Origin of the sequence: Pseudomonas hormoni (assembly GCF_018502625.1) — a bacterium.
GTDB lineage: Bacteria > Pseudomonadota > Gammaproteobacteria > Pseudomonadales > Pseudomonadaceae > Aquipseudomonas > Aquipseudomonas hormoni.
In genome coordinates this window covers 3,344,512-3,369,355 of the sequence record NZ_CP075566.1, presented here as the reverse complement: position 1 = coordinate 3,369,355, position 24,844 = coordinate 3,344,512, and the positions used below count along the sequence as shown (strand labels likewise).

The 24,844-nt window shown below is 60.3% G+C and carries 20 protein-coding genes; 12 read left to right on the top strand and 8 right to left on the bottom strand.

The genetic code is table 11. The features are described from left to right. The first annotated feature begins 9 nt into the window (after window positions 1-9). From KJF94_RS15680 to KJF94_RS15665, 4 genes are all read left to right on the top strand, one after another. Entirely contained in the window at window positions 10-483 is a 474-nt protein-coding gene (locus KJF94_RS15680; protein ID WP_214377232.1) for a MarR family winged helix-turn-helix transcriptional regulator, read from the top strand. Beyond that, on the top strand, window positions 480-1,949 hold the full coding sequence (locus KJF94_RS15675) for an efflux transporter outer membrane subunit (RefSeq protein WP_214377231.1): 1,470 nt from the start codon (window positions 480-482) through the stop codon (window positions 1,947-1,949). Before KJF94_RS15680 ends, KJF94_RS15675 begins: the two co-directional genes overlap by 4 nt. A gap of 15 nt (window positions 1,950-1,964) precedes the next feature. Continuing rightward, window positions 1,965-3,167, top strand: coding sequence for an HlyD/EmrA/EmrK family protein (locus tag KJF94_RS15670; RefSeq protein ID WP_214377230.1), 1,203 nt, complete (start codon window positions 1,965-1,967; stop codon window positions 3,165-3,167). Window positions 3,168-3,427: 260 nt separating this feature from the next. Next, on the top strand, window positions 3,428-4,957 hold the full coding sequence (locus KJF94_RS15665) for a DHA2 family efflux MFS transporter permease subunit (protein WP_214377229.1): 1,530 nt from the start codon (window positions 3,428-3,430) through the stop codon (window positions 4,955-4,957). Window positions 4,958-5,118: 161 nt separating this feature from the next. Here KJF94_RS15665 and lpxH read toward each other — a convergent pair whose 3' ends face one another. After that, the gene (gene lpxH, locus KJF94_RS15660) at window positions 5,119-5,871 is read right to left on the bottom strand and encodes a UDP-2,3-diacylglucosamine diphosphatase (protein ID WP_214377228.1); all 753 of its coding nucleotides are present in this window, start codon (window positions 5,869-5,871) and stop codon (window positions 5,119-5,121) included. Then, window positions 5,868-6,374, bottom strand: a complete 507-nt coding sequence (locus tag KJF94_RS15655; RefSeq protein ID WP_214377227.1) for a peptidylprolyl isomerase — start codon at window positions 6,372-6,374, stop codon at window positions 5,868-5,870. Before KJF94_RS15655 ends, lpxH begins: the two co-directional genes overlap by 4 nt. A 260-nt stretch (window positions 6,375-6,634) precedes the next feature. On the opposite strand from KJF94_RS15655, the gene KJF94_RS15650 reads away from it, so the two are divergent. Together KJF94_RS15650 and cysS are read left to right on the top strand one after the other, a co-directional pair. Further along, window positions 6,635-8,335 (top strand): glutamine--tRNA ligase/YqeY domain fusion protein, encoded by a 1,701-nt coding sequence (locus tag KJF94_RS15650; protein ID WP_214377226.1) that lies wholly within the window; start codon window positions 6,635-6,637, stop codon window positions 8,333-8,335. Between the two features lie 17 nt (window positions 8,336-8,352). Then, on the top strand, window positions 8,353-9,735 hold the full coding sequence (gene cysS / locus KJF94_RS15645; protein WP_214377225.1) for a cysteine--tRNA ligase: 1,383 nt from the start codon (window positions 8,353-8,355) through the stop codon (window positions 9,733-9,735). A gap of 210 nt (window positions 9,736-9,945) precedes the next feature. On the opposite strand, the gene KJF94_RS15640 is transcribed toward cysS, so the two are convergent. Then, window positions 9,946-11,793 carry a sigma-54-dependent Fis family transcriptional regulator gene (locus KJF94_RS15640; RefSeq protein ID WP_214377224.1) on the bottom strand — a complete coding sequence of 616 codons (1,848 nt, stop codon included), beginning with the start codon at window positions 11,791-11,793 and terminating at the stop codon, window positions 9,946-9,948. A 463-nt stretch (window positions 11,794-12,256) separates the two neighbouring features. On the opposite strand from KJF94_RS15640, the gene KJF94_RS15635 reads away from it, so the two are divergent. Genes KJF94_RS15635 through KJF94_RS15610 form a run of 6 tightly spaced genes read left to right on the top strand, consistent with a single transcriptional unit; the run spans window position 12,257 to window position 18,193 of the window. Further along, a complete protein-coding gene (locus KJF94_RS15635) occupies window positions 12,257-13,351 on the top strand; it encodes an ABC transporter ATP-binding protein (RefSeq protein ID WP_084321340.1) in 1,095 nt (364 codons plus the stop codon). Then, complete coding sequence (locus tag KJF94_RS15630) at window positions 13,351-14,448, top strand: ABC transporter ATP-binding protein (protein WP_214377223.1); 1,098 nt, start codon at window positions 13,351-13,353, stop codon at window positions 14,446-14,448. Before KJF94_RS15635 ends, KJF94_RS15630 begins: the two co-directional genes overlap by 1 nt. After that, window positions 14,445-15,311, top strand: a complete 867-nt coding sequence (locus KJF94_RS15625; protein WP_033057091.1) for a carbohydrate ABC transporter permease — start codon at window positions 14,445-14,447, stop codon at window positions 15,309-15,311. The genes KJF94_RS15630 and KJF94_RS15625 overlap by 4 nt, the downstream gene beginning before the upstream one ends. A gap of 8 nt (window positions 15,312-15,319) precedes the next feature. After that, window positions 15,320-16,120 carry a carbohydrate ABC transporter permease gene (locus KJF94_RS15620; RefSeq protein ID WP_017339615.1) on the top strand — a complete coding sequence of 267 codons (801 nt, stop codon included), beginning with the start codon at window positions 15,320-15,322 and terminating at the stop codon, window positions 16,118-16,120. A gap of 10 nt (window positions 16,121-16,130) precedes the next feature. Further along, window positions 16,131-16,403, top strand: a complete 273-nt coding sequence (locus KJF94_RS15615; protein ID WP_031319023.1) for a DUF2160 domain-containing protein — start codon at window positions 16,131-16,133, stop codon at window positions 16,401-16,403. Window positions 16,404-16,450: 47 nt separating this feature from the next. After that, window positions 16,451-18,193, top strand: a complete 1,743-nt coding sequence (locus KJF94_RS15610; protein WP_214377222.1) for an ABC transporter substrate-binding protein — start codon at window positions 16,451-16,453, stop codon at window positions 18,191-18,193. A 935-nt stretch (window positions 18,194-19,128) separates the two neighbouring features. On the opposite strand, the gene nuoN is transcribed toward KJF94_RS15610, so the two are convergent. From nuoN to nuoJ, 5 genes are read right to left on the bottom strand one after another with little or no spacing between them, the layout of a single operon-like run. Continuing rightward, on the bottom strand, window positions 19,129-20,592 hold the full coding sequence (gene nuoN / locus KJF94_RS15605) for an NADH-quinone oxidoreductase subunit NuoN (RefSeq protein ID WP_214377221.1): 1,464 nt from the start codon (window positions 20,590-20,592) through the stop codon (window positions 19,129-19,131). 7 nt (window positions 20,593-20,599) lie between these two features. After that, window positions 20,600-22,132: an NADH-quinone oxidoreductase subunit M gene (gene nuoM, locus KJF94_RS15600; protein ID WP_214377220.1), complete on the bottom strand. Its 1,533-nt coding sequence runs from the start codon at window positions 22,130-22,132 to the stop codon at window positions 20,600-20,602. Window positions 22,133-22,172: 40 nt separating this feature from the next. Then, on the bottom strand, window positions 22,173-24,026 hold the full coding sequence (nuoL, locus tag KJF94_RS15595; protein WP_214377219.1) for an NADH-quinone oxidoreductase subunit L: 1,854 nt from the start codon (window positions 24,024-24,026) through the stop codon (window positions 22,173-22,175). Next, on the bottom strand, window positions 24,023-24,331 hold the full coding sequence (gene nuoK / locus KJF94_RS15590; RefSeq protein ID WP_007940879.1) for an NADH-quinone oxidoreductase subunit NuoK: 309 nt from the start codon (window positions 24,329-24,331) through the stop codon (window positions 24,023-24,025). Before nuoK ends, nuoL begins: the two co-directional genes overlap by 4 nt. A 2-nt stretch (window positions 24,332-24,333) precedes the next feature. Continuing rightward, on the bottom strand, window positions 24,334-24,837 hold the full coding sequence (gene nuoJ, locus KJF94_RS15585; protein ID WP_214377218.1) for an NADH-quinone oxidoreductase subunit J: 504 nt from the start codon (window positions 24,835-24,837) through the stop codon (window positions 24,334-24,336). Window positions 24,838-24,844 lie beyond the last annotated feature (7 nt).

Below are 24,844 nucleotides of genomic sequence, written 5' to 3'. Positions count from 1 at the left end.
GGTGGTCAGATGAAACATTTCACCCCGGACGAGTTCCACACTTGCCATCTCGGCCTCTTGCTCGGGCGCGCTGCGCTGCTCAAGGACCGGATCATCGACACGCACATGGAACCCCACGGCATCACCGCCGCGCAGTTCAAAGTGCTGATCATCATGGCTCAGTTCGGTGTTGATACCCCGGCCGAGCTGTGCCGCCACCTGTCGCTCGACAGTGGTTCGATGACCCGCATGCTCGATCGTCTGGAACAGAAAGGTTTCCTCGCCCGCCAGCGTTCCGAGGCGGATCGCCGTCAGGTGCAGCTTGTGTTAACTGAGCAAGGCCAACAGTTGACAGACCGCCTGCCGGAAATCGGCGCTGACGCCATGAACGAACTGGCCGGTGCGATCACCCCGGAAGAGTTGAAAACCCTGGAACGGATCCTGAAGAAAATTTTGGTGGCAGCCGGTGACTCGATCACGCTGCTGCGGGTAGGTGACAAATGAGCAGCACAATCCTGCGTACCGGCCTGAGCCTGGTGCTGGCGGCCATGACCCTGGCCGGTTGCGCCAGCTACAGCGGGCTGACCACCGAAGGCAAAAGCCTGGATGCAAAAAACCTCAAGGCCGGGCAATCCCTCAGCGGCGTGACCCTGTCGCCCGCGGCCTGGCCGAAAAGCGATTGGTGGAAAAGCCTCGGCGACCCGCAGCTGGACGGTCTGATTCGCGAAGCCCTGCACGACAGCCCGGACATGCAGATCGCCGACGCCCGCGCCCATCAGGCCAGCGCTGCTGCGTACGCTGCCGACGCTGCGCGGATGCCGACCCTCGATGCCAGCGCCGGTGTCAGCCGTTCGCGTTTGGCGCGGGATCAAGACCCACGAGGCGAGGGCGATGCGTACTCCACCGTGCGCAACATCGGCGCCAGTTTCAATTACAACTTCGACCTTTGGGGCGGTCAGCGTGACGCCTGGGAAGCGGCGTTGGGCCAGGCCCGCGCTGCCGAAGTCGATCAGCAGGCTGCTCAACTGACGTTGGCCGCCGACGTTGCCCGCGCTTATAGCGATCTGGGGCAGGCGCATATCGTCCATGACCTGGCCCAGGAAGACCTCAAACGCACCAGGCAAATGCTCGACCTGAGCCAGCGTCGCCTGAGCTCTGGCATCGACAGCCAATACCAGTTCCAGCAAACCGAAAGCCTGGAAGCCACGTCCGAAGCCAGCCTGATCGATGCCGAGAAACGCCTGCAAAGTGCGAAAATCGCCTTGGCGGTGTTGCTCGGCAAAGGCCCGGATCGCGGCAACGACATCGCCCGGCCGAAGATCCTTCAGGCCAGCGCCGTCGCGTTACCGTCGGTCCTGCCCGCCGAGTTGCTCGGTCGTCGTCCGGACCTGGTCGCCGCGCGCTGGCGGGTCGAGGCGGCGAGCAAAAACATCGACGCCGGCAAGACCCAGTTCTATCCCAACCTCAACCTTAGCGCCGCAGCCGGTGCCGAATCGTTGTTGGGCGACGCGATGTTCGGTTCGGCCAGTCGTTTCTTCAACATCGCGCCGACCATCTCAGTGCCGATTTTCGACGGTGGCCGCCTGCGCGCCGACCTTGATTCCCGTGACGCCGATTACGACCTCGCGGTGGCGCAGTACAACAAAAACCTGGTGAAAGCGCTGGGTGATGTCAGCGACACCATCAACCAGTTGCGCGATATCGGCCGGCAAATCGGCGCTCAACAGCACGCCACCGACATTGCCCAGGATTCTTACAACACCGTGGTCCAGCGTTACGGTTCCGGCATCGGAAACTACCTGGACGTGCTCAGCATCGAGCAGCAATTGCTCCAGGCCCAGCGTCAGCTGGCCAACCTGAATGCCGAGCAGATCGACCTGTCGATCCAACTGATGCAGGCGCTGGGCGGCGGTTTTCAGGGCGAAACCCTGACCGCGGCCAACGCAACCCCAGCCACGCAGCACAACTAATTCAAGGTAATGGTCATGGCCACTGCAGAAAACACACAAATCCCGGACAACGCGCAAGACACCAGCAACCCGCGCAAACGCAAGGTCATGCTGGTGGTGCTGGCAATCGTGGTGATCCTCGCCGGTGTCGGCGTCTGGGGTTATCACGAATTCTACGGGCGCTGGAACGAGAGCACCGACGACGCCTATGTGAACGGCAACGTGGTGGAAATCACGCCGCTGGTCACCGGCACCGTGGTCAGCATTGGCGCCGACGATGGCGACCTGGTCCATGAAGGCCAGGTACTGATCAACTTCGACCCGAACGACGCCGAAGTCGGCCTGCAAAGTGCCCAGGCCAACCTGGCCCGCACCGTGCGCCAGGTGCGCGGTTTGTACAGCAACGTCGACGGCATGAAAGCCCAGGTCAACGCCCAGCAGGCGGAAGTGCAAAAGGCCCAGGACAACTTCAACCGCCGGAAAAATCTCGCCGCTGGCGGAGCGATTTCCCAGGAAGAACTGTCCCACGCTCGCGACGACCTGACCTCGGCGCAAAACGCCCTGGCCAATGCCAGGCAGCAACTGAAAACCACCAGCGCCCTGGTGGATGACACCGTGGTGTCGTCGCACCCGGACGTGATGTCGGCCGCTGCGCAATTGCGCCAGGCGTACTTGAACAATTCTCGCAGCACTTTGATTGCACCGGTGACCGGTTACGTCGCCAAGCGCTCTGTACAACTCGGTCAACGGGTCCAGCCGGGCACCGCGCTGATGGCGGTGATTCCGCTGGATCAGCTGTGGATCGACGCCAACTTCAAGGAAACCCAGCTGCGCGACATGCGCATCGGCCAGCCGGTCGATATCCAGGCCGACCTCTACGGCAGCGACGTGAAGTTCAGCGGCACCATCGACAGCCTCGGCGCCGGCACCGGCAGCGCGTTTGCCCTGCTGCCGGCGCAGAACGCCACCGGTAACTGGATCAAGATCGTGCAGCGTGTGCCGGTGCGGATTCACATCAACGCCGAAGAACTGGCCAAACACCCGTTGCGCGTGGGGCTGTCGACTCAGGTCGATGTGAACCTGCGCGACCAGAGCGGCCCGGTGCTGGCGCAACAGCCGCCGCAAAAGGCCTCGTTCAGCACCAACGTCTACGACCGTCAACTGGCCGAGGCCGACGCGATGATCACTCAGTTGATCCACGACAATAGCGCCGCGGTCAGCAAGACCGTTCAACGCTGACACCGCCCCTCTTGGAGCGAGCCTCTGTGGCGAGGGAGCTTGCTCCCGCTCGGCTGCGAAGCAGTCGCAAAGCTTTTGGGGCCGCTTCGCAACCCAGCGGGAGCAAGCTCCCTCGCCACAAAAAGCTGACTTGCCACAAAAGCTGTCCCACCACAAAAGCTGCCTCATCACAGAGGCTCCCTTGCCACAAAGGCTCGCTCCCACAGGGTCAGCTGCGTCTGTAACAGGCGCAGCGTCAATCAGGTTTCAAAGGATTCGCGATGAGCAATAACGCGTCTTTCACACCGCCCAGCCTGCTGCTCAGCACCATCGGCCTGTCGCTGGCGACCTTCATGCAAGTGCTCGACACCACCATCGCCAACGTGGCGTTGCCGACGATTTCCGGCAACCTCGGCGTGAGTTCGGAGCAGGGCACCTGGGTGATCACCTCGTTTGCGGTGAGCAACGCCATCGCGCTGCCGCTGACCGGTTGGCTCAGCCGACGGTTTGGTGAAGTGAAGCTGTTTGTCTGGGCGACCATTCTGTTTGTGCTGGCCTCGTTTCTCTGCGGTATTTCCACCTCGATGCCGGAACTGATCGGCTTCCGCGTGCTGCAAGGCCTGGTCGCGGGGCCGTTGTACCCGATGACCCAGACGCTGCTGATCGCGGTCTATCCCCCCGCCAGGCGCGGCATGGCCCTGGCGTTGCTGGCGATGGTCACGGTGGTGGCGCCGATTGCCGGACCGATTCTTGGCGGCTGGATTACCGACAGCTACAGCTGGCCGTGGATCTTCTTTATCAACGTGCCGATCGGGATTTTCGCGGTGATGGTCGTGCGCTCGCAGCTCAAGGCGCGACCAGTGGTGACCAGTTATCAGCCGATGGACTACGTCGGTCTGATCACGCTGATCATCGGTGTCGGCGCGTTGCAGGTGATCCTCGACAAGGGCAATGACCTGGACTGGTTCGAATCGAACTTCATCCTCATCGGCGCGGCCATTTCGGTGGTAGCGCTGGCGGTGTTCGTGATCTGGGAAATGACCGACCAGCACCCGGTGGTCAACCTGCGCTTGTTCGCCTACCGCAATTTCCGCATCGGCACGCTTGTGCTGGTGTTGGGTTACGCCGGGTTCTTCGGGATCAACCTGATCCTGCCGCAATGGCTGCAAACGCAGATGGGTTACACGGCAACGTGGGCCGGGCTGGCAGTGGCGCCGATTGGGATTCTGCCGGTACTGATGTCGCCATTTGTCGGCAAGTACGCGCACAAGTTCGACCTGCGGTTATTGGCGGGCCTGGCGTTCCTGGCAATTGGCCTGAGCTGCTTCATGCGCGCCGGTTTCACCAACGAAGTGGACTTCCAGCACATCGCGCTGGTGCAACTGTTCATGGGGATTGGCGTGGCGCTGTTCTTCATGCCGACCTTGAGTATTTTGATGTCGGACCTGCCGCCGAGCCAGATCGCCGACGGCGCGGGCCTCGCGACTTTCCTGCGGACGCTGGGCGGCAGTTTTGCGGCGTCGTTGACGACCTGGATCTGGATTCGCCGGGCGGACCAGCATCATGCCTATATGAGCGAAAGCATCAGCACTTATGAACCTGCGACCCGGGAGGCGTTGAACAGCCTGGGCGGTGCGAGCAACCCGGCGTATGCGCAGCTGGATCATGTGCTGACCAGTCAGGCGTACATGCTCTCCACCGTGGATTACTTCACGTTGCTGGGGTGGGCGTTCATGGGTTTGATCGTGATTGTGTGGCTGGCGAAGCCGCCGTTTGCGGCGAAGGCCGGGCCTGCGGCTTCCGGCCACTGAGTCAACCACAGAGGTTGTGTGTCTGGCTCAAGACTTGAAAAACTACAGATCCCCTGTGGGAGCGGGCTTGCCCGCGATAGCGGATTCACATTCAACAACTTTGTTGACTGATCCACCGTCATCGCGGGCAAGCCCGCTCCCACAGGTTCTTTTGTCGGTAGTCAGTTTGCGGGGGCGGCCAATTGCGGCGGCGGGGCGAAGTCGAACGGCGCCAGCGCAAACCCGTGCTCATCCACCTGCAACGCCCACCCCTGACGATCCCAATCCCCCAACACAATGCGCTTGGCCGCTTGCTCGCCAATCTGCAGCTTGTGGATGGCGGGACGATGGGTATGCCCGTGGATCAAGGTTTTCACGCCATAGGCCTGCATGATCCGCGGCACTTCTTCCGGCGTGACATCCACGATGTCATTGGCCTTCATCCGTGTTTGCGCACGGCTTTCACTGCGTAGCTTGCGTGCCAGTTTTTGCCGGGTGCCCAGGGGCAGGTGGCGCAGGATAAACAGGGTGATCGGGTTGCGCAGGTAGCGACGCAGCTTCATGTAAGCCTCGTCGCGGGTGCAGAGGCTGTCGCCGTGCATCAACAGCGCCGGCTCGCCGTAAAACTGCACGACACTCGGGTCTTTCAGCAATGTGCAGCCGGCCTGTTTGCAAAAGGCCTGGCCCAGCATGAAGTCGCGATTGCCGTGCATCAGAAAAATGGCCGTGCCGCTGTCGCTGAGGTCGCGCAGGGCCTGGCAGATGGAACGCTGAAAGGGCGTCATGGCATCGTCGCCAATCCACGCCTCGAAAAAGTCGCCCAGGATGTACAACGCACTCGCCGCGCGGGCGCGTCCGGCGAGCAAATCCAGAAACGCCCGGGTGATGTCCGGGCGCTCCTCTTCCAGATGCAAGTCTGAAATCAGCAGTATCACGCTTCGATGATCTCGGCTTTCTCGATGATCACGTCTTCTGCCGGTACGTCCTGGTGGCCGGATTTCATGGTGGTGGAAACACCTTTGATCTTGTCGACAACGTCGGTGCCGGCAACGACTTTGGCGAACACGGCGTAGCCCCAGCCCTGAGTGGTCTTGGCGCTGTGGTTCAGGAAGCTGTTGTCAGCGACGTTGATGAAGAACTGGGCGGAAGCCGAATGCGGCTCCATGGTGCGCGCCATGGCGACGCTGTACTTCTCGTTCGGCAGGCCGTTGTCGGCTTCGTTCTGGATGCTTGGGCGCTTGTCTTTCTTTTCTTTCATGCCTGGCTCGAAACCGCCGCCCTGGATCATGAAGTTACCGATGACGCGGTGGAAAACGGTGTTTTCGTAGTGACCGGCTTTGACGTACTCGATGAAGTTGGCAACGGTCAGCGGTGCCTTTTCAGCGTTCAGTTCCAGGACGATGTCGCCATGGTTGGTGGTCAGTTTGACTTGGGTCATGATCGGTACTCTTTCTGGGAATTCGTGGGTTTCGGGGCTCTGCAGCCCTCAACCGGTCCGGCCAGATTCGGCCAAGGCTCGCAGTTTAGCGTGCCGGGCGCGAATTTCGAGGCAGTTTTTCATTGGCAACCGATTAAATGCAGCCGATTGCCGGCCTGTACTGTCAGCGGCTTGACGGCATCGGCTATGATAAGCCCCTTTGTTTTAACCGCCGCTTTGATTTGGCCAACTGGCCGCGCACTTGTACGTTCAAGGATCCTATGAGCAAGCCCACTGTCGACCCTACCTCGAATTCCAAGACCGGCCCTGTCGTGCCGGTCAATTTCCTGCGCCCGATCATCCAGGCGGACCTGGACTCGGGTAAGCACACGCAGATCGTCACCCGTTTCCCGCCTGAGCCCAACGGTTACCTGCACATCGGTCACGCCAAGTCGATCTGTGTGAACTTCGGCCTGGCCCAGGAGTTTGGCGGCGTCACCCACCTGCGTTTCGACGATACCAACCCGGCCAAGGAAGACCAGGAATACATCGACGCGATCGAAAGCGACGTCAAATGGCTGGGCTTCGAATGGTCCGGCGAAGTGCGCTATGCCTCGCAGTATTTCGACCAGTTGCACGACTGGGCCGTCGAGCTGATCAAGGCCGGCAAGGCCTACGTCGATGACTTGAGCCCTGAACAGGCCAAGGAATACCGTGGCAGCCTGACCGAGCCGGGCAAGAACAGCCCGTTCCGCGATCGCTCCGTAGAAGAAAACCTCGACTGGTTCGCCCGCATGCGTGCCGGCGAATTCCCGGACGGCGCACGCGTGCTGCGGGCCAAGATCGACATGGCTTCGCCGAACATGAACCTGCGTGACCCGATCATGTACCGCATCCGTCACGCGCATCACCACCAGACGGGCGACAAGTGGTGCATCTACCCGAACTACGACTTCACCCACGGTCAGTCGGACGCCATCGAAGGCATTACCCACTCGATCTGCACCCTGGAGTTCGAAAGCCACCGTCCGCTGTACGAATGGTTCCTCGATAACCTGCCGGTGCCGGCGAACCCGCGTCAGTACGAATTCAGCCGCCTGAACCTGAACTACACCATCACCAGCAAGCGCAAGCTCAAGCAACTGGTCGATGAAAAGCACGTTCACGGTTGGGACGATCCGCGCATGTCCACGCTGTCCGGCTTCCGCCGCCGTGGCTACACGCCAGCGTCGATCCGCAATTTCTGCGACATGGTCGGCACCAACCGTTCCGACGGCGTGGTCGACTTCGGCATGCTTGAATTCAGCATCCGTCAGGATCTGGACCAGAACGCGCCGCGCGCCATGTGCGTCCTGCGTCCGCTGAAGGTCGTGATTACCAACTATCCGGAAGACAAGGTCGATCACCTCGAACTGCCGCGTCATCCGCAAAAAGAAGAACTGGGCGTGCGCAAGCTTCCGTTCTCCCGTGAAATCTACATCGACCGCGATGACTTCATGGAAGAGCCACCAAAGGGCTACAAGCGCCTGGAGCCGAACGGCGAAGTCCGTCTGCGCGGCAGCTACGTGATCCGTGCCGACGAAGCGATCAAGGACGCCGATGGCAACATCGTCGAACTGCGTTGCTCCTACGACCCGGAAACCTTGGGCAAGAACCCTGAAGGCCGCAAGGTCAAAGGCGTGGTTCACTGGGTGCCGGCCGCGGCCAGCGTCGAGTGCGAAGTGCGTTTGTACGATCGCCTGTTCCGCTCTCCGAACCCGGAGAAGGCCGAAGACAGCGCGAGTTTCCTGGACAACATCAACCCTGATTCGCTGCAAGTTCTCACTGGTTGTCGTGCCGAGCCTTCGCTGGGCAACGCACAGCCGGAAGACCGTTTCCAGTTCGAGCGCGAAGGCTACTTCTGCGCGGATATCAAGGACTCGAAACCCGGTCATCCGGTGTTCAACCGTACCGTGACCTTGCGTGATTCGTGGGGCCAGTGATTCAAGGAACCTCTAACGTGCTTTCGATCTACAACACGCTCACCAAGAGCAAAGAAGTCTTCAAGCCTCTGGATGGCAACAATGTGCGCATGTACGTCTGCGGGATGACCGTGTACGACTACTGCCACATTGGCCACGGCCGCAGCATGGTCGCGTTCGACCTGGTGACCCGCTGGTTGCGCTTCAGCGGTTATAACCTGACTTATGTGCGCAACATCACCGACATTGAAGACAAGATCATCAATCGGGCCAAGGAGAACGGCGAGCCGTTCGACGTGCTGACCGAGCGCATGATCACCGCAATGCACGAGGACGAGGCGCGCCTCAATATCCTCAAGCCGGACATGGAACCGCGGGCCACCGATCATATCGCTGGCATGCAGGCCATGATCCAGACCCTGATCGACAAGGGTTATGCCTACGCCCCGGGCAATGGCGACGTGTACTACCGCGTCGCCAAGTTCATGGGCTACGGCAAGCTGTCGCGCAAGAAGATCGAAGACCTGCGCATCGGCGCGCGGATTGAAGTCGACGAGTCCAAGCAGGACCCGCTGGACTTCGTGCTGTGGAAAGGCGCCAAGCCGGGTGAACCGAGCTGGCCTTCGCCGTGGGGCGACGGGCGTCCGGGCTGGCACATCGAATGCTCGGTGATGTCGACCTGCTGCCTCGGCGAGACCTTCGACATTCATGGCGGCGGCAGCGACCTCGAGTTTCCGCACCACGAAAACGAAATCGCCCAGAGCGAAGCGGCGACCGGCAAGACCTACGCCAACGCGTGGATGCATTGCGGGATGATTCGCATCAATGGCGAGAAGATGTCCAAGTCCTTGAACAACTTCTTCACCATTCGCGACGTGCTGGAAAAGTATCACCCGGAAGTCGTGCGTTACCTGCTGGTGTCGAGCCACTACCGCAGCGCGATCAACTACTCGGAAGACAACCTCAAGGACGCCAAAGGCGCACTCGAGCGTTTCTACCATGCGTTGAAAGGCCTGCCGAACGTGGCGCCGGCGGGTGGCGAAGCCTTTGTCGAGCGCTTCACCCAGGTGATGAACGACGACTTCGGCACGCCGGAAGCCTGCGCGGTGCTGTTTGAGATGGTTCGCGAGATCAACCGTCTGCGCGAGAGCGATCTTGATGCAGCGGCGGGTCTGGCGGCGCGCTTGAAGGAACTGGCCAGTGTGTTGGGGGTGTTGCAGCTCGAAGCTGATGACTTCCTGCAGGCCGGTGCTGAAGGGCGGGTTGATGCGGCTGAAGTTGATGCGCTGATTGCTGCGCGTCTGGCGGCTCGTGCGGCTAAAGACTGGGCCGAATCCGACCGTATCCGCGACCAGCTCACCGCCATGGGCGTGGTGCTGGAAGATGGCAAGGGCGGCACGACCTGGCGTCTGGCTGACTGATTGGCTGACTCGCTCTAAACAAAAACCCGCCTTGTGCGGGTTTTTGTTTTTGGGTTGGGCTCAAGTGCTGTGGTGCCTGCGCTGACGTCTTCGCGGGCAAGCCTCGCTCCTACAGGGGCCGCGCCGTTCGCTAATATGGACGCGGTCCTGTAGGAGCGAGGCTTGCCCGCGAATGGTCTTGAGCCGAACACCACCAGCACGGCTCACTCGTTACTCGACCTGGCGCAACCGCTTGTAAAGGGTATTACGGCTAACCCCGAGCCTGCGCGCCAAATGCGAAATATTTCCCCCAGCCGCCTGCAACTGCCGATTCAAATCCTCGGCATCATTCAAATCCACCGCCAGGGTTTCCGGCGAATCCACCGGCTCCATTTCCAGATCGACAAAAAAATCGTCCGGCAAATGCTCTGGCCGCACCGGTTGTTCCTCCGCCATGGCCAGCGCCACCTGCATCACGCTGCTGACCTGCCTTAAATTCCCCGGCCACGGATGACGGCTGAACAACTCCATCACTTCACGGCTCAATCCGGCCCACTGCGACGGCTCGCGATGTTGCTCCCACAACCGTTTGAACAGGGCCTGCTTGTCACTGCGTTCCCGTAGCGGTGGCAATTCCAGGGTCAAACCGCCGATCCGGTAATAAAGGTCTTCGCGAAACCGGCCTAACTGAACCTGCTCGCGCAATGAGCGGTTGGTGGCCGAAATGATCCGGATGTCCACCGGGTACAACTCGCTGCTGCCCACCGGTTGAACGCAACGTTCCTGCAAAACCCTTAACAGCCGCGCCTGAGTCGGCAGTGGCATGTCGCCAATTTCATCAAGGAACAGCGTGCCTTTGTCAGCCTTGCGGATCAGCCCGATGCTGCCTTTCTGATTCGCGCCGGTGAACGCACCTTTCTCGTAGCCAAACAGCTCGGATTCCACCAGTTCGGCGGGGATCGCTGCACAGTTGACGGCAATGAACGATTGTTTGCTGCGAGAACTGGCCTGATGCAGGGCTTTGACGAAGACTTCCTTGCCGACTCCGGTTTCGCCGTGAATCAACAGCGGTATGTCTTTCTCCAGCAAGCGCTCGGCCTGGCGCACGGCTTTTTCCACGCGGCTGTCGCCGAAGTGCAGCGTATTGAGGTTGATCGCGGCAGGTTCGGCGCTCTTGGTTTCCGCGCTCTTTGTTTCAGAAAATAGCCGCGCCTGAATCGGTGCCTGTTTCGGACGCTTCAACAGGCACTGGAAGCGGTTACGCCCCGAGGCCTGAAGGGAGAAGGGCAGGCCATCCGGCTGATTCAGCAGTTCCAGCAACGAGACCTTGAACAGACTCTCGATACTGACCCGCGACAGGCTGATGCCGAGCAAATTGTCGGCCCGGCGATTGGCGGACAACACCTGGCCGGTTTCATCGAAAATCAGCAACCCTGCCCATTGGCTGTCGAGGTTGTTCAACCCGGTGTTGAACGTCAGTTGAAAATGCTGGCCGTGGAACAGGTTGAGGATCAGCCGGTTTTCCACGGTCTGGCTCATCATCTTGACCATGCCGAGGGTGTGGGACGGCGGCAGGTAGCTGTCGCTGGACACGTCCAGCACCGCGATCACCTTGCGTTCGGCATCGAAAATCGGCGCAGCGGAGCCGGTCATGAAGCGGTTGGCCTTGAGGAAGTGTTCATCGTGCTCGATGTGCACCGCCTGCTCGCAGGCCAGTGCGGTGCCGATCGCATTGGTGCCGCTGCAGCGTTCCATCCAGCTCGCGCCGGCGCTGAAACCGCGGGTCAGGCTCGGCTCGATAAAGCGCTGGGTTCCCCAGGAGGTCAAGACCTGGCCCTGATTGTCGGCGAGCATGATCAGGCAATTGGAATTGCTCAGGATGTTCTCGTAGTACGGCAGGACTTCCTGATGGGTGGTCTGCACCAGCGAATGCTGGCTTTCCAGTAGCTGCGCGATGCTCTCGGCGGGCAGCTGGTCGAAGGCGGGGGTGCTTTGGTGATCGAGACCGAACGCGCGGCAACGGGACCAGGAGTCCTGGATGATGGCATCGTGTGACAAAACGGGGGCAGGTGCGGCCATTACAGTCAGCCTCTGAATAACGCTTTTATTGTTGTTATAGGTATTCCCCCTGTGGGAGCGGGCTTGCTCGCGATAGCGGTGGGTCAGTCGACATCAACATTGACTGACATACCGCTATCGCGAGCAAGCCCGCTCCCACAGGTTTTGCAATTCTAGTCTTGCATCTGAAGCGTACTGTAGGTGCACGGCTTGCCGGCGAAGGCGATTTCAAGGACGCCTTCGCCGGCAAGCCGTGCTCCTACAGGGACCGTGAACAGTCCGTAGAGTGTTGTTCACTATTGTTCATTGTCAACCGTTGAACTGTTCAATTGTTCAGTCGCGGTTGTTCATTTCTGTTCAGCAACGAACCCGGTTTTTCCTCTTGTTGAAGGATTTTCAAACCAGATCAACCACTTGCAATTTCTGGCACGAATGTCGCTCTGTAGCTCCGGTCGCTTGACTCCAATAATAAAAAGGCCGAGCCATGTCACTCACTCTGGAGCACGTCAGCCGCACCGTCGAGGGCCAGACCTGGATCGACGATGCGTGCCTTAGTTTTGAACCCGGTTCCTTCAACGTTTTGCTCGGCCGCACGCTGTCCGGCAAAACCAGTCTCATGCGCCTGATGGCGGGTCTGGACAAGCCCGACAGCGGGCGCATCCTGATGAACGGCGTCGACGTCACCCAACGCCCGGTGCGCCTGCGCAACGTGTCGATGGTCTATCAGCAGTTCATCAATTACCCGACCATGACGGTGTTCGAGAACATCGCCTCGCCGTTGCGCCAGGGCGGCGTTTCCAACGAGCTGATCCAGAGCAAGGTGCTGGAAACCGCGAAGATGCTGCGCATCGAGAAGTTTCTCCAGCGCTACCCGCTGGAGCTCTCCGGCGGCCAGCAACAGCGCACCGCCATGGCCCGCGCATTGGTCAAGGACGCCGAGCTGATCCTGTTCGATGAGCCGCTGGTCAACCTCGACTACAAACTGCGCGAAGAGCTGCGTCAGGAAATGCGCGAGCTGTTCAAGGCGCGGCACACCATCGCCATCTACGCCACCACCGAGCCCAACGAAGCGCTGGCGCTGGGCGGCACCACGACCATTCTTCATGAAGGCCGGGTGATCCAGAGCGGCAAGTCCTCCGAGGTCTATCACCAGCCGCAATCCGTGCTGGCGGCGGAGTTGTTCTCCGAACCGCCGATCAACCTGATGCCGGGCCGCATCGCCGGCAACGAAGTCAGTTTCGCCAATTTCGTGCACTTCCCGCTGAACGTGGATTTGCGCCCGGTGGGCGAGGGCGAATTCCGTTTTGGTGTGCGGCCGAGCCATATCTCACTGGTGCCGAGCAACGACGATGACCTTGAACTCGCGGTGACCGTCGAGGTGGCCGAGATCAGCGGTTCGGAAACTTTCCTGCACGTGCGCAACGAGCATTTCCTGTTGGTGCTGCACTTGCCCGGCGTCCATGAATACGACGTCGATGCGCCGATTCGCATCTACATCCCGACCCATAAACTGTTTGTGTTCGATGCGCAGGGGCGGCTGGTCCAGGCGCCCGGTCGCCGCATCGCGAGGGTTGCCTGATGGCCGAAATCCGATTGCAGCACCTCGCCCACAGCTACACCAGCACGCCGACCGGCCCCGAGGATTACGCGATCCGCGAGATGGATCACGTCTGGGAGCAGGGCGGTGCTTACGCCTTGCTCGGGCCTTCGGGCTGCGGCAAGTCGACGTTGCTCAACATCATTTCCGGGTTGCTCAGCCCGTCCCAGGGCCAGGTGCTGTTCGACAGCAAAGTGGTCAACGACCTGACCCCCGAGAAGCGCAACATCGCCCAGGTTTTCCAGTTTCCAGTGGTCTACGACACCATGACGGTGTTCGACAACCTGGCCTTCCCACTGCGCAATCAGGGCATGGCCGAAGCGAAAATTCACAGCAAGGTGCAGGAAATTGCCGAGGTCCTCGACCTCCAGGCGCTGCTGAGCAAAAAGGCGCGCAACCTCACCGCCGACGAAAAACAGAAAGTCTCCATGGGCCGCGGATTGGTGCGTGATGACGTCTCGGCCATCCTGTTCGATGAACCGCTGACCGTGATCGACCCGCACCTGAAGTGGAAGCTGCGGCGCAAGCTCAAGCAGATCCACGAGCAGTTCAACATCACCATGGTCTACGTCACCCACGATCAACTGGAGGCCTCGACCTTCGCCGACAAGATTGCGGTGATGTACGGCGGGCAGATCGTGCAATTCGGTACGCCGCGAGAATTGTTCGAGCGGCCGAGCCACACATTTGTCGGCTACTTCATCGGCAGCCCGGGGATGAACCTGATCGAGGTGCAGCCGCAACCGGGTGGCGTCGGATTCGCCTCGACGCACTTGCCGTTGTCCGAGGCGCAGCAGCAACGCATCGCTGAGTCCGAGTGGAAAACCCTGAAGGTCGGCATCCGTCCGGAGTTCGTGCATGTGTGGGACGAGCCGTTTGATGACGCGATGCAGGCACAGGTCATACACGTCGAAGACCTCGGCACCTACAAGATCATGACCCTCAACCTCGACGGCGCGCCGTTGAAAGTGCGCCTGGCCGAGGACAAACCGGTGCCGGAAGGCACGGCGTACATCAGCTTCCCGGCACAGTGGTTGATGGTCTACGCCGATGATTACCTGCTGGAGGTGCTGCCATGAACAAGGTGCAGAACAACAAGGCCTGGTGGCTGGTCCTGCCGGTGTTTTTGCTGGTGGCGTTCAGTGCGGTGATCCCGATGATGACCGTGGTCAACTATTCGGTGCAGGACATCTTCGACCAGTCCAGCCGCTACTTCGTCGGCGCCGACTGGTACAAGCAGGTGCTGCTCGACCCACGGCTGCACGACTCGCTGCTCCGTCAGTTCATCTACTCCGGTTGTGTGTTGCTGATCGAAATCCCGCTGGGCATCGCCATCGCCCTGACCATGCCGACCAAGGGTCGCTGGTCATCGTTGGTGCTGATCATTCTGGCGATTCCGCTGCTGATTCCGTGGAACGTGGTCGGGACGATCTGGCAGATTTTCGGCCGGGCCGACATTGGTTTGCTCGGGTCGAGCCTCAATGCGATGGGGATCAGCTACAACTATGCGGCCAACACCATGGACGCCTGGGTCACGGTGCTGGTGATGGACGTCTGGCACTGGACGTCGTTGGTGGCGTTGCTGTGTTTCTCAGGTCTGCGGGCGATTCCGGACGTGTATTACCAGGCAGCCCGGATTGATCGGGCATCCGCCTGGGCGGTTTTCCGACACATCCAGTTGCCCAAGCTCAAGAGCGTGCTGTTGATCGCGGTGATGCTGCGGTTCATGGACAGTTTCATGATCTACACCGAGCCGTTCGTGCTCACGGGCGGCGGGCCGGGAAATGCCACGACCTTCCTCAGCCAGACCCTGACGCAGATGGCCATCGGGCAGTTCGACCTCGGCCCCGCGGCGGCTTTCTCGCTGGTGTATTTCCTGATCATCCTGTTGGTGTCCTGGCTGTTCTACACCGCCATGACTCACTCTGACGCCAACCGCTGAGGTCTGCCATGAGTAAAAGAAAGCTCATTCCGCTGCTGATCTACATCCTGTTCCTGCTGGTGCCTATCTACTGGCTGCTGAACATGTCCTTCAAGAGCAACACTGAAATCCTCAGCGGCCTGACGCTGTTTCCGCAGGATTTCACCTTTGCCAACTACAAGGTGATCTTCACCGATCCGGCCTGGTACACCGGTTACCTAAACTCGCTGTATTACGTGAGCCTGAACACGGTGATCTCCCTGAGCGTGGCGTTGCCGGCAGCGTATGCGTTCTCGCGTTATCGCTTTCTGGGCGACAAGCACCTGTTCTTCTGGCTGCTGACCAACCGCATGGCGCCCCCGGCCGTGTTTCTGTTGCCGTTCTTCCAACTGTATTCCTCGATCGGTCTGTTCGACACGCACATCGCGGTGGCATTGGCGCATTGCCTGTTCAACGTGCCGTTGGCGGTGTGGATTCTCGAGGGCTTCATGTCCGGCGTTCCGAAAGAAATCGACGAAACCGCCTACATTGATGGCTACAGTTTTCCCAAGTTCTTCGTGAAGATTTTCGTGCCGCTGATTGGCTCGGGGATCGGTGTGACGGCGTTTTTCTGCTTCATGTTTTCCTGGGTCGAGCTGCTGCTGGCGCGGACGCTGACGTCGGTGAATGCCAAGCCGATTGCAGCGGTGATGACCCGCACCGTCTCGGCATCCGGCATCGACTGGGGTGTGCTGGCGGCGGCAGGGGTGTTGACCATCCTGCCGGGCATGCTGGTGATCTGGTTTGTCCGTAACCACGTGGCCAAGGGCTTTGCCTTGGGCCGGGTATGAGGAACTGATGATGGAATGGATGAGCTGGACCGTCCCGACGGCAACGTTTTTCTGTGTCATTGCCTTGATCCTGGTCGGCATGACGACCTGGGAGTTGCGTTCGCCGAGCATTCTTCGGCGTGGTTTTTTGCCGATTGCCACCACCCGTGGCGATCGGCTGTTTATCGGTCTTCTCGGCAGCGCCTACCTGCATTTGCTGGTAATCGGCGTCACCGACTGGAGCATCTGGGTAGCGTCCGCGTTGTCCCTGGTGTGGCTGTTGGCTGTGATGCGTTGGGGCTAGTCGAGTCGCTCGGCAATGTTGCTCCGAAACCCAATAAGGAGGTCTCTATGTTCGACAAAAACAATAAGCTGCGACATAGCATTTCATTGGCAGCCATGCTGGCACTCAGCGGTTTGAGCGCTTCGGCCTGGGCCGATGCCTATGAAGACGCCGCGAAGAAATGGATCGGCAGTGAATTCAAGCCGTCCACGCTGACGGCCGAACAACAACTCGAAGAGCTGAAGTGGTTCATCAAGGCGGCCGAGCCGTTTCGCGGGATGAGCATCAAGGTGGTGTCGGAAACCATCGCCACCCACGAGTATGAGTCGAAAACGCTGGCCAAGGCCTTTACCGAGATCACGGGGATCAAGCTGACCCACGACCTGCTGCAGGAAGGCGACGTGGTGGAAAAGCTGCAGACCCAGATGCAATCGGACAAAAACATCTATGACGGCTGGGTCAACGACTCGGACCTGATCGGTACGCACTTTCGCTACGGCAAGACCGAGTCGATCACCGACCTGATGGCCAACGAGGGCAAGAACTTCACCTCGCCGACACTCGATATCAAAGACTTTATCGGCATCTCCTTCACCACCGCGCCGGACGGCAAGATCTATCAGTTGCCCGACCAGCAGTTCGCCAACCTGTACTGGTTTCGCGCCGACTGGTTCGAACGCGCGGACCTGAAAGCCAAGTTCAAGGAAAAGTACGGCTACGAGTTGGGCGTACCGGTGAACTGGTCGGCCTATGAAGACATCGCCAAGTTCTTCAGCGAAGACGTCAAGGAAATCGACGGCAAGCGCGTTTACGGGCACATGGACTACGGCAAGAAAGACCCGTCCCTGGGTTGGCGCTTCACCGACGCCTGGTTCTCCATGGCCGGTGCTGGCGACAAAGGCATCCCCAACGGTTTGCCGGTGGACGAGTGGGGCATCCGCGTCGAGGACTGCCATCCGGTGGGCTCCAGCGTAACCCGCGGCGGCGACACCAACGGCCCGGCGGCCGTGTTTGCCACCACCAAATACGTCGACTGGCTGAAGAAGTACGCGCCACCGGAAGCGGCGGGCATGACCTTCTCCGAATCCGGTCCGGTGCCGTCCCAGGGCAACATCGCCCAGCAGATCTTCTGGTACACCGCGTTCACCGCCGACATGACCAAACCGGGTCTGGCGGTGATGAACGCCGACGGCACACCGAAATGGCGCATGGCGCCATCACCACGTGGGCCGTACTGGGAAGAGGGCATGAAGCTGGGGTATCAGGACGTGGGTTCCTGGACGTTCATGAAGTCCACGCCTGAGAAACAGAAGCTCGCCGCCTGGCTCTATGCGCAGTTCGTGACGTCGAAAACCGTTTCGCTGAAGAAAACCATTGTCGGCCTGACCCCGATCCGCGAGTCGGACATCAACTCGCAAGCCATGACCGACCTGGCACCGAAACTCGGTGGCCTGGTGGAGTTCTATCGCAGCCCGGCCCGTGTGCAATGGACCCCGACCGGGACCAACGTGCCGGACTATCCGCGTCTGGCGCAACTGTGGTGGAGCCACATCGCCGAAGCCGCCAGCGGCGAGAAAACCCCGCAACAGGCACTCGACGGTCTGGCCAAGGATCAGGACGCGATCATGTCCCGTCTGGAACGCTCGAAGGCACAAACCACCTGCGCACCGAAAATGAACCCTGAGCGCGACGCGCAATACTGGTTCGATCAGCCGGGTGCACCGAAACCGAAACTGGCGAACGAGAAGCCTAAGGGTGAAACCGTGAACTACAACGAACTGCTGAAATCATGGGCAGACGCGCGTAAGTAATGGTTGGACTGTGAAAGGCGAACGGCACCGGAAGGTGCCGTTTTTTTTGGTGCCTGTGCCACCGCTTTCGCGGGCAAGCTCGCGAAGAGGCCATCTGAGACAACACCGTTCTCCAGTCTAAACATAGTCATCAGGACAACAGATTACCTGTGGCGAGGGAGCTTGCTCCCGCTCGGCTGCGAAGCAGGCGCTAACTTCAACCTGCTGTGGTTGAACTGACACACCGTGTTCACTGAAAGTGGGACTGCTGCGCAGTCCAACGGGAGCAAGCTCCCTCGCCACAGGTTTCTATAACCCTCAAACGCAAAAACGGCACCCGAAGGTGCCGTTTTTGTTGGTGCCTGCGCCACCGCTTTCGCGGGCAAGCTCGCGAAGAGGCCATCTGAGACAACACCGTTCTCCAGTCTAAACATAGTCATCAGGACAACAGATTACCTGTGGCGAGGGAGCTTGCTCCCGCTCGGCTGCGAAGCAGGCGCTAACTTCAACCTGCTGTGGTTGAACTGACACACCGTGTTCACTGAAAGTGGGACTGCTGCGCAGTCCAACGGGAGCAAGCTCCCTCGCCACAGGTTTCTATAACCCTCAAACGCAAAAACGGCACCCGAGGGTGCCGTTTTTGTTGGTGCCTGTGCCACCGCTTTCGCGGGCAAGCTCGCGATGGGGCCATCTGAGACAACACCGTTCTCCAGTCTAAACATAGTCATCAGGACAACAGATTACCTGTGGCGAGGGAGCTTGCTCCCGCTCGGCTGCGAAGCAGGCGCTAACTTCAACCTGCTGTGGTTGAACTGACACACCGTGTTCACTGAAAGTGGGACTGCTGCGCAGTCCAACGGGAGCAAGCTCCCTCGCCACAGGTTTCTATAACCCTCAAACGCAAAAACGGCACCCGAAGGTGCCGTTTCTGTTTTCTACCGGGTATCGCTAAACGATCAACCCGCCAACCCCGACTGCTGAACCAGTGCCAGCAACGGCTGCGGATACAGCCCGAGGAAGAACGCCAGTACGGCGATGGCCAGCAGCATCACGCCGCCTGCACGTTGTTCCCAGTGCAGTTGCGCATCGTGGCGACGCAGGTTTGGCTCCATCAGGTACAGGGTGACCATGACGCGCAGGTAGTAGAACACGCCGATGGCGCTGCCCAGTACCAGGGAACCGACCAGCCACCATTGGTGCGACTCGACACCGGTGGCGATGATGTAGAACTTGCCGATGAAGCCCGCAGTCAGCGGGATACCGGCCAGGGACAGCATCATCACGGTCAGGACGGCGGTCAGGTACGGACGGCGCCAGAACAGGCCTCGGTATTCGTACAGGGCATCGGCGTCACGGCCGTTGTACGGCGAGGACATCAGGGTGATCACGCCGAACGCGCCGAGGCTGGTGATCACATAGGTGACCAGGTACACGCCAATGGCTTCCACGGCCAGACCCTTGCTCGCCACCAGGGCGATCAGCAGGTAACCGAAGTGAGCGATGGACGAATAACCCAGCAGACGCTTGAGGTTGCTCTGGGTCAGTGCCAGCAGGTTACCGAACAGGATCGAGGCGATGGCGATGATGGTCAGCACGTCGCTGAGTACACCGCTGCTCGCCGCTGGCGAGATCTGGAACAGACGCACCATCACCGCGAACACCGCGACTTTGGAAGCGGTCGCCAGGAACGCCGCCACCGGTGCCGGAGCACCTTCGTAAACGTCCGGGGTCCAGAGGTGGAACGGCACCAGCGACAGTTTGAACGCCAGACCGATCAGCATCATGCCCAGGCCCAGTTGCGCCAGCGAGCTTGGCAGGCCGGTGGCCGCGAGGGCCTGGCCGATGCCGACGAAGCTCAGGCTGCCGGAGTCGGCGTAGAGCAGGGCCATACCGAACAACAGGAACGCGGAACCGGCGGCCGACAGCACCATGTACTTGATACCGGCTTCCAGCGAACGCTTGTTGAAGAAGGCGTAAGCCACCAGGCCGTAGACCGGCACCGACAACAGTTCCAGGCCGATGAACAACCCGGCCAGGTGCTGCGCGCTGACCAGAACCAGGCCACCGGCGGCGGCCATCAGGATCAGCAGGTACAGTTCTTCGCGGTTGCCCGGGTAACCCGAACCGCCATCGCCGAGGTAGGCGTGGGCGAGGGTCACACAAGCGAGGGTGGCGACCAGGATCAGCGCCATGTACAAGCAGGCGAAGTTATCGATCTGCAGCAGTGGAGTCACCGCCAGTGGCGCGACTTTCAGGGCTGGCAGGATCGACAGCAGCGCCAGGTTCAGACCCGCCACGGAAATCAGGAAGGTCTGCGAGTGGTTGCGGCGCCAGGCGATCGCCAGCATCACCACGATGATCGTGGCGCTGGTGATCAACAACGGCGCTAGCGCGATAAAGTGTTGAGTCGTGAATTCCATAGCGCTCTTACCGGGCCGAAGCGAGTTGAGTGAAGGCGGTGCCGAGCCATTGCTGCACGCCATGCATCGTCGCGGCAGAGGTATCGAGGAACGGTTGCGGGTACACGCCGATGTAGATCAGCAGCGCCGCAAGCCCGACCACCATGATCAGTTCGCGACCGTCCATGCCATGCAGTACCGCGTCCGATTTGGCCGGACCGAAATACGCACGGTGGATCATGATCAGCGAGTAGACCGAACCGAACACCAGGCCCGACGTCGCGATGATGGTGACCAAAGGCGCAGCGGGGAAGGTGCCGATCAGGATCAGGAACTCACCGACGAAGTTACCGGTACCCGGCAAGCCCAGGGACGCCGCTGCAAAGAACAGGCTGAGGGCTGGCAGGTAAGCGATCTTCGACCACAGGCCACCCATTTCACGCATGTCGCGGGTATGGGTGCGCTCGTACAGTTGACCACTGAGGATAAAGAGTGCCGCGGCCGACAGACCGTGCGCCAACATCTGCATCACCGCGCCCTGCAGCGCCAGTTGGCTGCCGGAGTAGATGCCGATCAGTACGAAGCCCATGTGGGAAACGGACGAGAAGGCGATCAGACGCTTGATGTCGGTTTGTGCGAAGGCCAGGAACGCGCCGTAGAAGATCCCGATCAGACCGAGGGTCATGGCGATCGGCGCGAACTCGGCCGAGGCATTCGGGAACAGCGGCAGGGCGAAACGCAGCAGACCGTAAGCAGCGGTTTTCAACAGGATACCGGCCAGGTCGACCGAACCCGCGGTTGGCGCCTGGGCGTGAGCGTCAGGCAACCAGGAGTGGAACGGCACCACTGGCAGCTTCACCGCGAAGGCGATGAAGAAACCGAGCATCAGGATGTACTCGGTGGTCAGCGACATCTTGGTTTTCAACAGGTCGGCGTAGTTGAAGGTAATCACGCCGGTGTCGTTGAAGTTGACCAGAACCAGACCGAGGATCGCCACCAGCATGATCAGGCCGGAAGCCTGAGTGAAGATGAAGAACTTGGTCGCCGCGTAGATCCGGGTTTTCTTGCCGTCCGAAGAACTGTGACCCCAGAGCGCGATGAGGAAGTACATCGGCACCAGCATCATTTCCCAGAAGAAGAAGAACATGAACAGGTCGAGGGCGAGGAACACGCCGACGACACCGCCCAGGATCCACATCAGGTTCAGGTGGAAGAAGCCAACGTGACGTTGAATCTCTTTCCACGAGCAGAGGACCGAGAGTACGCCCAGCAGACCGGTCAGCATGATCATCAGCAGCGACAGGCCGTCGAGGGCCAGGTGCACGCTGATGCCGAAGCGCTCGATCCAGATGTGCTTGAACTCAAGCGCCCAGGTCGGGTCGGCGCCAGGCGCCGGGGCAAATGAATAGTCACCGTTGGCCCACAGCCAGAGGCCGAGGGAGAGCAACAGGGACATGGTGATCAGCGCAATCCAGCGGGGGAGGGTGGCGCCGAAGCGCTCACCCATCCAGCACAGCAGGCCGCCGATGAAGGGGATCAGGATTAGCCAAGGCAGAATCATGACGGGCTCAATTCCTTTCGCAAGTTCGCAAGGTTCATATTCAGACCGCTACCAGCACGATGGCGCCGATGACCAGCACGGAGCCGGCTGCCATCGAGGCCGCGTACCAACGCAGTTGACCGGTTTCGGTACGGCTCAGGGCGGTGTGACCGCCTTTGGCCATACGCGGGATCAGACCGATGGTCTGGTCGAGCGGGTCTTTGCGCAGTACGTGGCTGATCGCCAGGTATGGCTTGACGAACAGTTTGTCGTAGATCCAGTCGAAGCCCCAGGCAGCGAACCACCAGGCCGAAAGGAAGCGGCCGATGCCGCTGTTGGCGATTGCAGTGACGAAACGACGCTTGCCGAGGAACAGCAGCGCGGCCAGCAGGATACCGGCCAGGGCGATGGCGCCCGAAGCGATTTCCAGACTGTGCTTGGCTTCGCCGCCGGCGTGGCCGACGCTTTGTGGCAGCACACCGTGCAGCGGCGGAACGATCATCGCGCCAATGGCGGTGGACAATACGATCAGTACCGACAGTGGCAGCCAGTGAGCAATGCCGTGACCGGCGTGCGCTTCAGTCTTCGCTTCACCGTGGAACGCGATGAAGATCAGGCGGAAGGTGTACAGCGAGGTCATGAACGCACCGACCAGACCGGCGTACAGCAGACCGTTGTTGCCGCTGGCAAACGCTTCCCAAAGGATTTCGTCCTTGGAGTAGAAGCCTGCAGTCACCAGTGGCAGGGCCGCCAGGGCCGCGCCGCCGACGATGAAGCTGGCGTAGGCCAGTGGCAGCTTCTTCCACAGGCCGCCCATCTTGAAGATGTTCTGCTCGTGATGGCAGGCAACGATCACCGCACCGGACGCAAGGAACAACAACGCCTTGAAGAACGCGTGGGTCATCAGGTGGAAGATCGCGCCATCCCAGGCACCCACGCCCAGCGCCAGGAACATGTAGCCGATCTGGCTCATGGTCGAGTAGGCGAGGATACGTTTGATGTCGGTCTGGACCAGTGCGGCAAAACCGGCGAGAACCAGGGTCACGCCGCCGACGATGCCGACCAGGTGCAGGATCTCCGGCGCCAGGGTGAACAGACCGTGGGTACGGGCGATCAGGTAGACACCGGCGGTCACCATGGTCGCGGCGTGGATCAGTGCCGAAACCGGGGTAGGGCCGGCCATCGCATCCGCCAGCCAGGTTTGCAGCGGCAGTTGCGCGGATTTACCGACAGCGCCGCCCAGCAGCATCAGGGTGGCCATGACCATCCAGAAGTCGCCGGCCTGGAATTTCTGCGGTGCCAGCACCAGCAGTTCCTGGACGTTCAGCGTGCCCAGTTGGGCGAACAGGATGAACAGGCCGATGGCCATGAACACGTCGCCGATGCGGGTCACGATAAAGGCTTTCAGTGCGGCGTTACCGTTGTTGCGGTTGCTGTAGTAGAAACCGATCAACAGGTAAGAGCACAGGCCCACGCCTTCCCAGCCGAAGTACAGGAACAACAGGTTATCGCCCAGCACCAGGAACAGCATGCTGGCGATAAACAGGTTGGTGTAGGCGAAGAAGCGCGAGTAACCGGCTTCACCGCGCATGTACCAGGACGCGAACAGGTGGATCAGGAAGCCGACGCCGACCACGACACCGAGCATGGTCAGGGACAGACCATCGAGGTACAGGGCGAAGTTCGGCGTGAAGCCTTCCACCGCCATCCACTGCCACAACACCTGGGTGTAGTGACCGCCTTCAGGTGGCGCGACGTTGAATTGCCAGATCACGTAGGCCGTGACGATGGCGGACAAGCCGATGGAACCGACGCCGATCAGCGCCGACAGGTTTTCCGAGAGACGTCCACGGGAGAACGACAGCAGCAGGAAACCTATGAGAGGGAATACGAAAGTCAGATAGAGAAGATTCATCCGCGCATCTCGCTGGCAGCGTCGATATCGAGAGTGTGGAAGCGGCGATACAGCTGCAACAGAATCGCCAGGCCGATACTGGCCTCGGCGGCTGCCAGGCTGATCACCAGGATGAACATGATCTGTCCATCCGGCTGCGCCCAGCGGCTACCGGCAACGATGAACGCCAAAGCGGAGGCATTCATCATGACCTCCAGGCTCATCAGCACGAAGAGAATGTTGCGGCGGACCATCAGGCCGACCAGACCGAGGCAGAACAGGATGCCGGCGACCGCCAGACCATGCTCCAAAGGGATAGCAGGCATCGTCATTGCTCCTTGGCTTCGTTGCGGCCCAAGTGGAACGCCGTGACGGCTGCGGCGAGCAGCAGCATCGAGGCGAGTTCGACCACCAGCAGATACGGACCGAACAGGCTGATGCCCACGGCCTTGGCGTCTACGGTGGTGTGACCGATGGCCTGACCGCTCTGGTGGGTGAACAGCACGTACAGCAGTTCAACCAGCAGCAGGGCACCGAGAATCACCGGGCCGAGCCAGATGCCGGGCTTGAGCCAGACGCGCTCTTGCTGAACCGAGGCCGGGCCCAGGTTCAGCATCATCACCACGAACACGAACAGCACCATGATGGCGCCAGCGTAGGCGATCACTTCCAGAACACCGGCAAACGGTGCGCCGAGGGCGAAGAACGTCATGGCCACGGCGATCAGCGAAATGATCAGGTAGAGCAGGGCGTGCACAGGGTTGGTGTGGGTGATCACGCGAAGCGTGGACACCACAGCGATACCCGATGCGAAATAGAAAGCGAATTCCATCTTTCTT

Excerpts from the sequence above, each read along its gene's own strand:
- KJF94_RS15640 (WP_214377224.1), bottom strand. The coding sequence starts at position 11,793 with ATGGCCGCACCTGCCCCCGTTTTGTCACACGATGCCATCATCCAGGAC.
- KJF94_RS15665 (WP_214377229.1), top strand. The coding sequence starts at position 3,428 with ATGAGCAATAACGCGTCTTTCACACCGCCCAGCCTGCTGCTCAGCACC.
- KJF94_RS15615 (WP_031319023.1), top strand. The coding sequence starts at position 16,131 with ATGGAATGGATGAGCTGGACCGTCCCGACGGCAACGTTTTTCTGTGTC.
- KJF94_RS15655 (WP_214377227.1), bottom strand. The coding sequence starts at position 6,374 with ATGACCCAAGTCAAACTGACCACCAACCATGGCGACATCGTCCTGGAA.
- KJF94_RS15610 (WP_214377222.1), top strand. The coding sequence starts at position 16,451 with ATGTTCGACAAAAACAATAAGCTGCGACATAGCATTTCATTGGCAGCC.
- nuoK (WP_007940879.1), bottom strand. The coding sequence starts at position 24,331 with ATGCCTGCTATCCCTTTGGAGCATGGTCTGGCGGTCGCCGGCATCCTG.
- KJF94_RS15630 (WP_214377223.1), top strand. The coding sequence starts at position 13,351 with ATGGCCGAAATCCGATTGCAGCACCTCGCCCACAGCTACACCAGCACG.
- KJF94_RS15625 (WP_033057091.1), top strand. The coding sequence starts at position 14,445 with ATGAACAAGGTGCAGAACAACAAGGCCTGGTGGCTGGTCCTGCCGGTG.
- KJF94_RS15635 (WP_084321340.1), top strand. The coding sequence starts at position 12,257 with ATGTCACTCACTCTGGAGCACGTCAGCCGCACCGTCGAGGGCCAGACC.
- KJF94_RS15650 (WP_214377226.1), top strand. The coding sequence starts at position 6,635 with ATGAGCAAGCCCACTGTCGACCCTACCTCGAATTCCAAGACCGGCCCT.
- KJF94_RS15670 (WP_214377230.1), top strand. The coding sequence starts at position 1,965 with ATGGCCACTGCAGAAAACACACAAATCCCGGACAACGCGCAAGACACC.
- nuoL (WP_214377219.1), bottom strand. The coding sequence starts at position 24,026 with ATGAATCTTCTCTATCTGACTTTCGTATTCCCTCTCATAGGTTTCCTG.
- nuoM (WP_214377220.1), bottom strand. The coding sequence starts at position 22,132 with ATGATTCTGCCTTGGCTAATCCTGATCCCCTTCATCGGCGGCCTGCTG.
- KJF94_RS15675 (WP_214377231.1), top strand. The coding sequence starts at position 480 with ATGAGCAGCACAATCCTGCGTACCGGCCTGAGCCTGGTGCTGGCGGCC.
- nuoN (WP_214377221.1), bottom strand. The coding sequence starts at position 20,592 with ATGGAATTCACGACTCAACACTTTATCGCGCTAGCGCCGTTGTTGATC.
- KJF94_RS15680 (WP_214377232.1), top strand. The coding sequence starts at position 10 with ATGAAACATTTCACCCCGGACGAGTTCCACACTTGCCATCTCGGCCTC.
- nuoJ (WP_214377218.1), bottom strand. The coding sequence starts at position 24,837 with ATGGAATTCGCTTTCTATTTCGCATCGGGTATCGCTGTGGTGTCCACG.
- KJF94_RS15620 (WP_017339615.1), top strand. The coding sequence starts at position 15,320 with ATGAGTAAAAGAAAGCTCATTCCGCTGCTGATCTACATCCTGTTCCTG.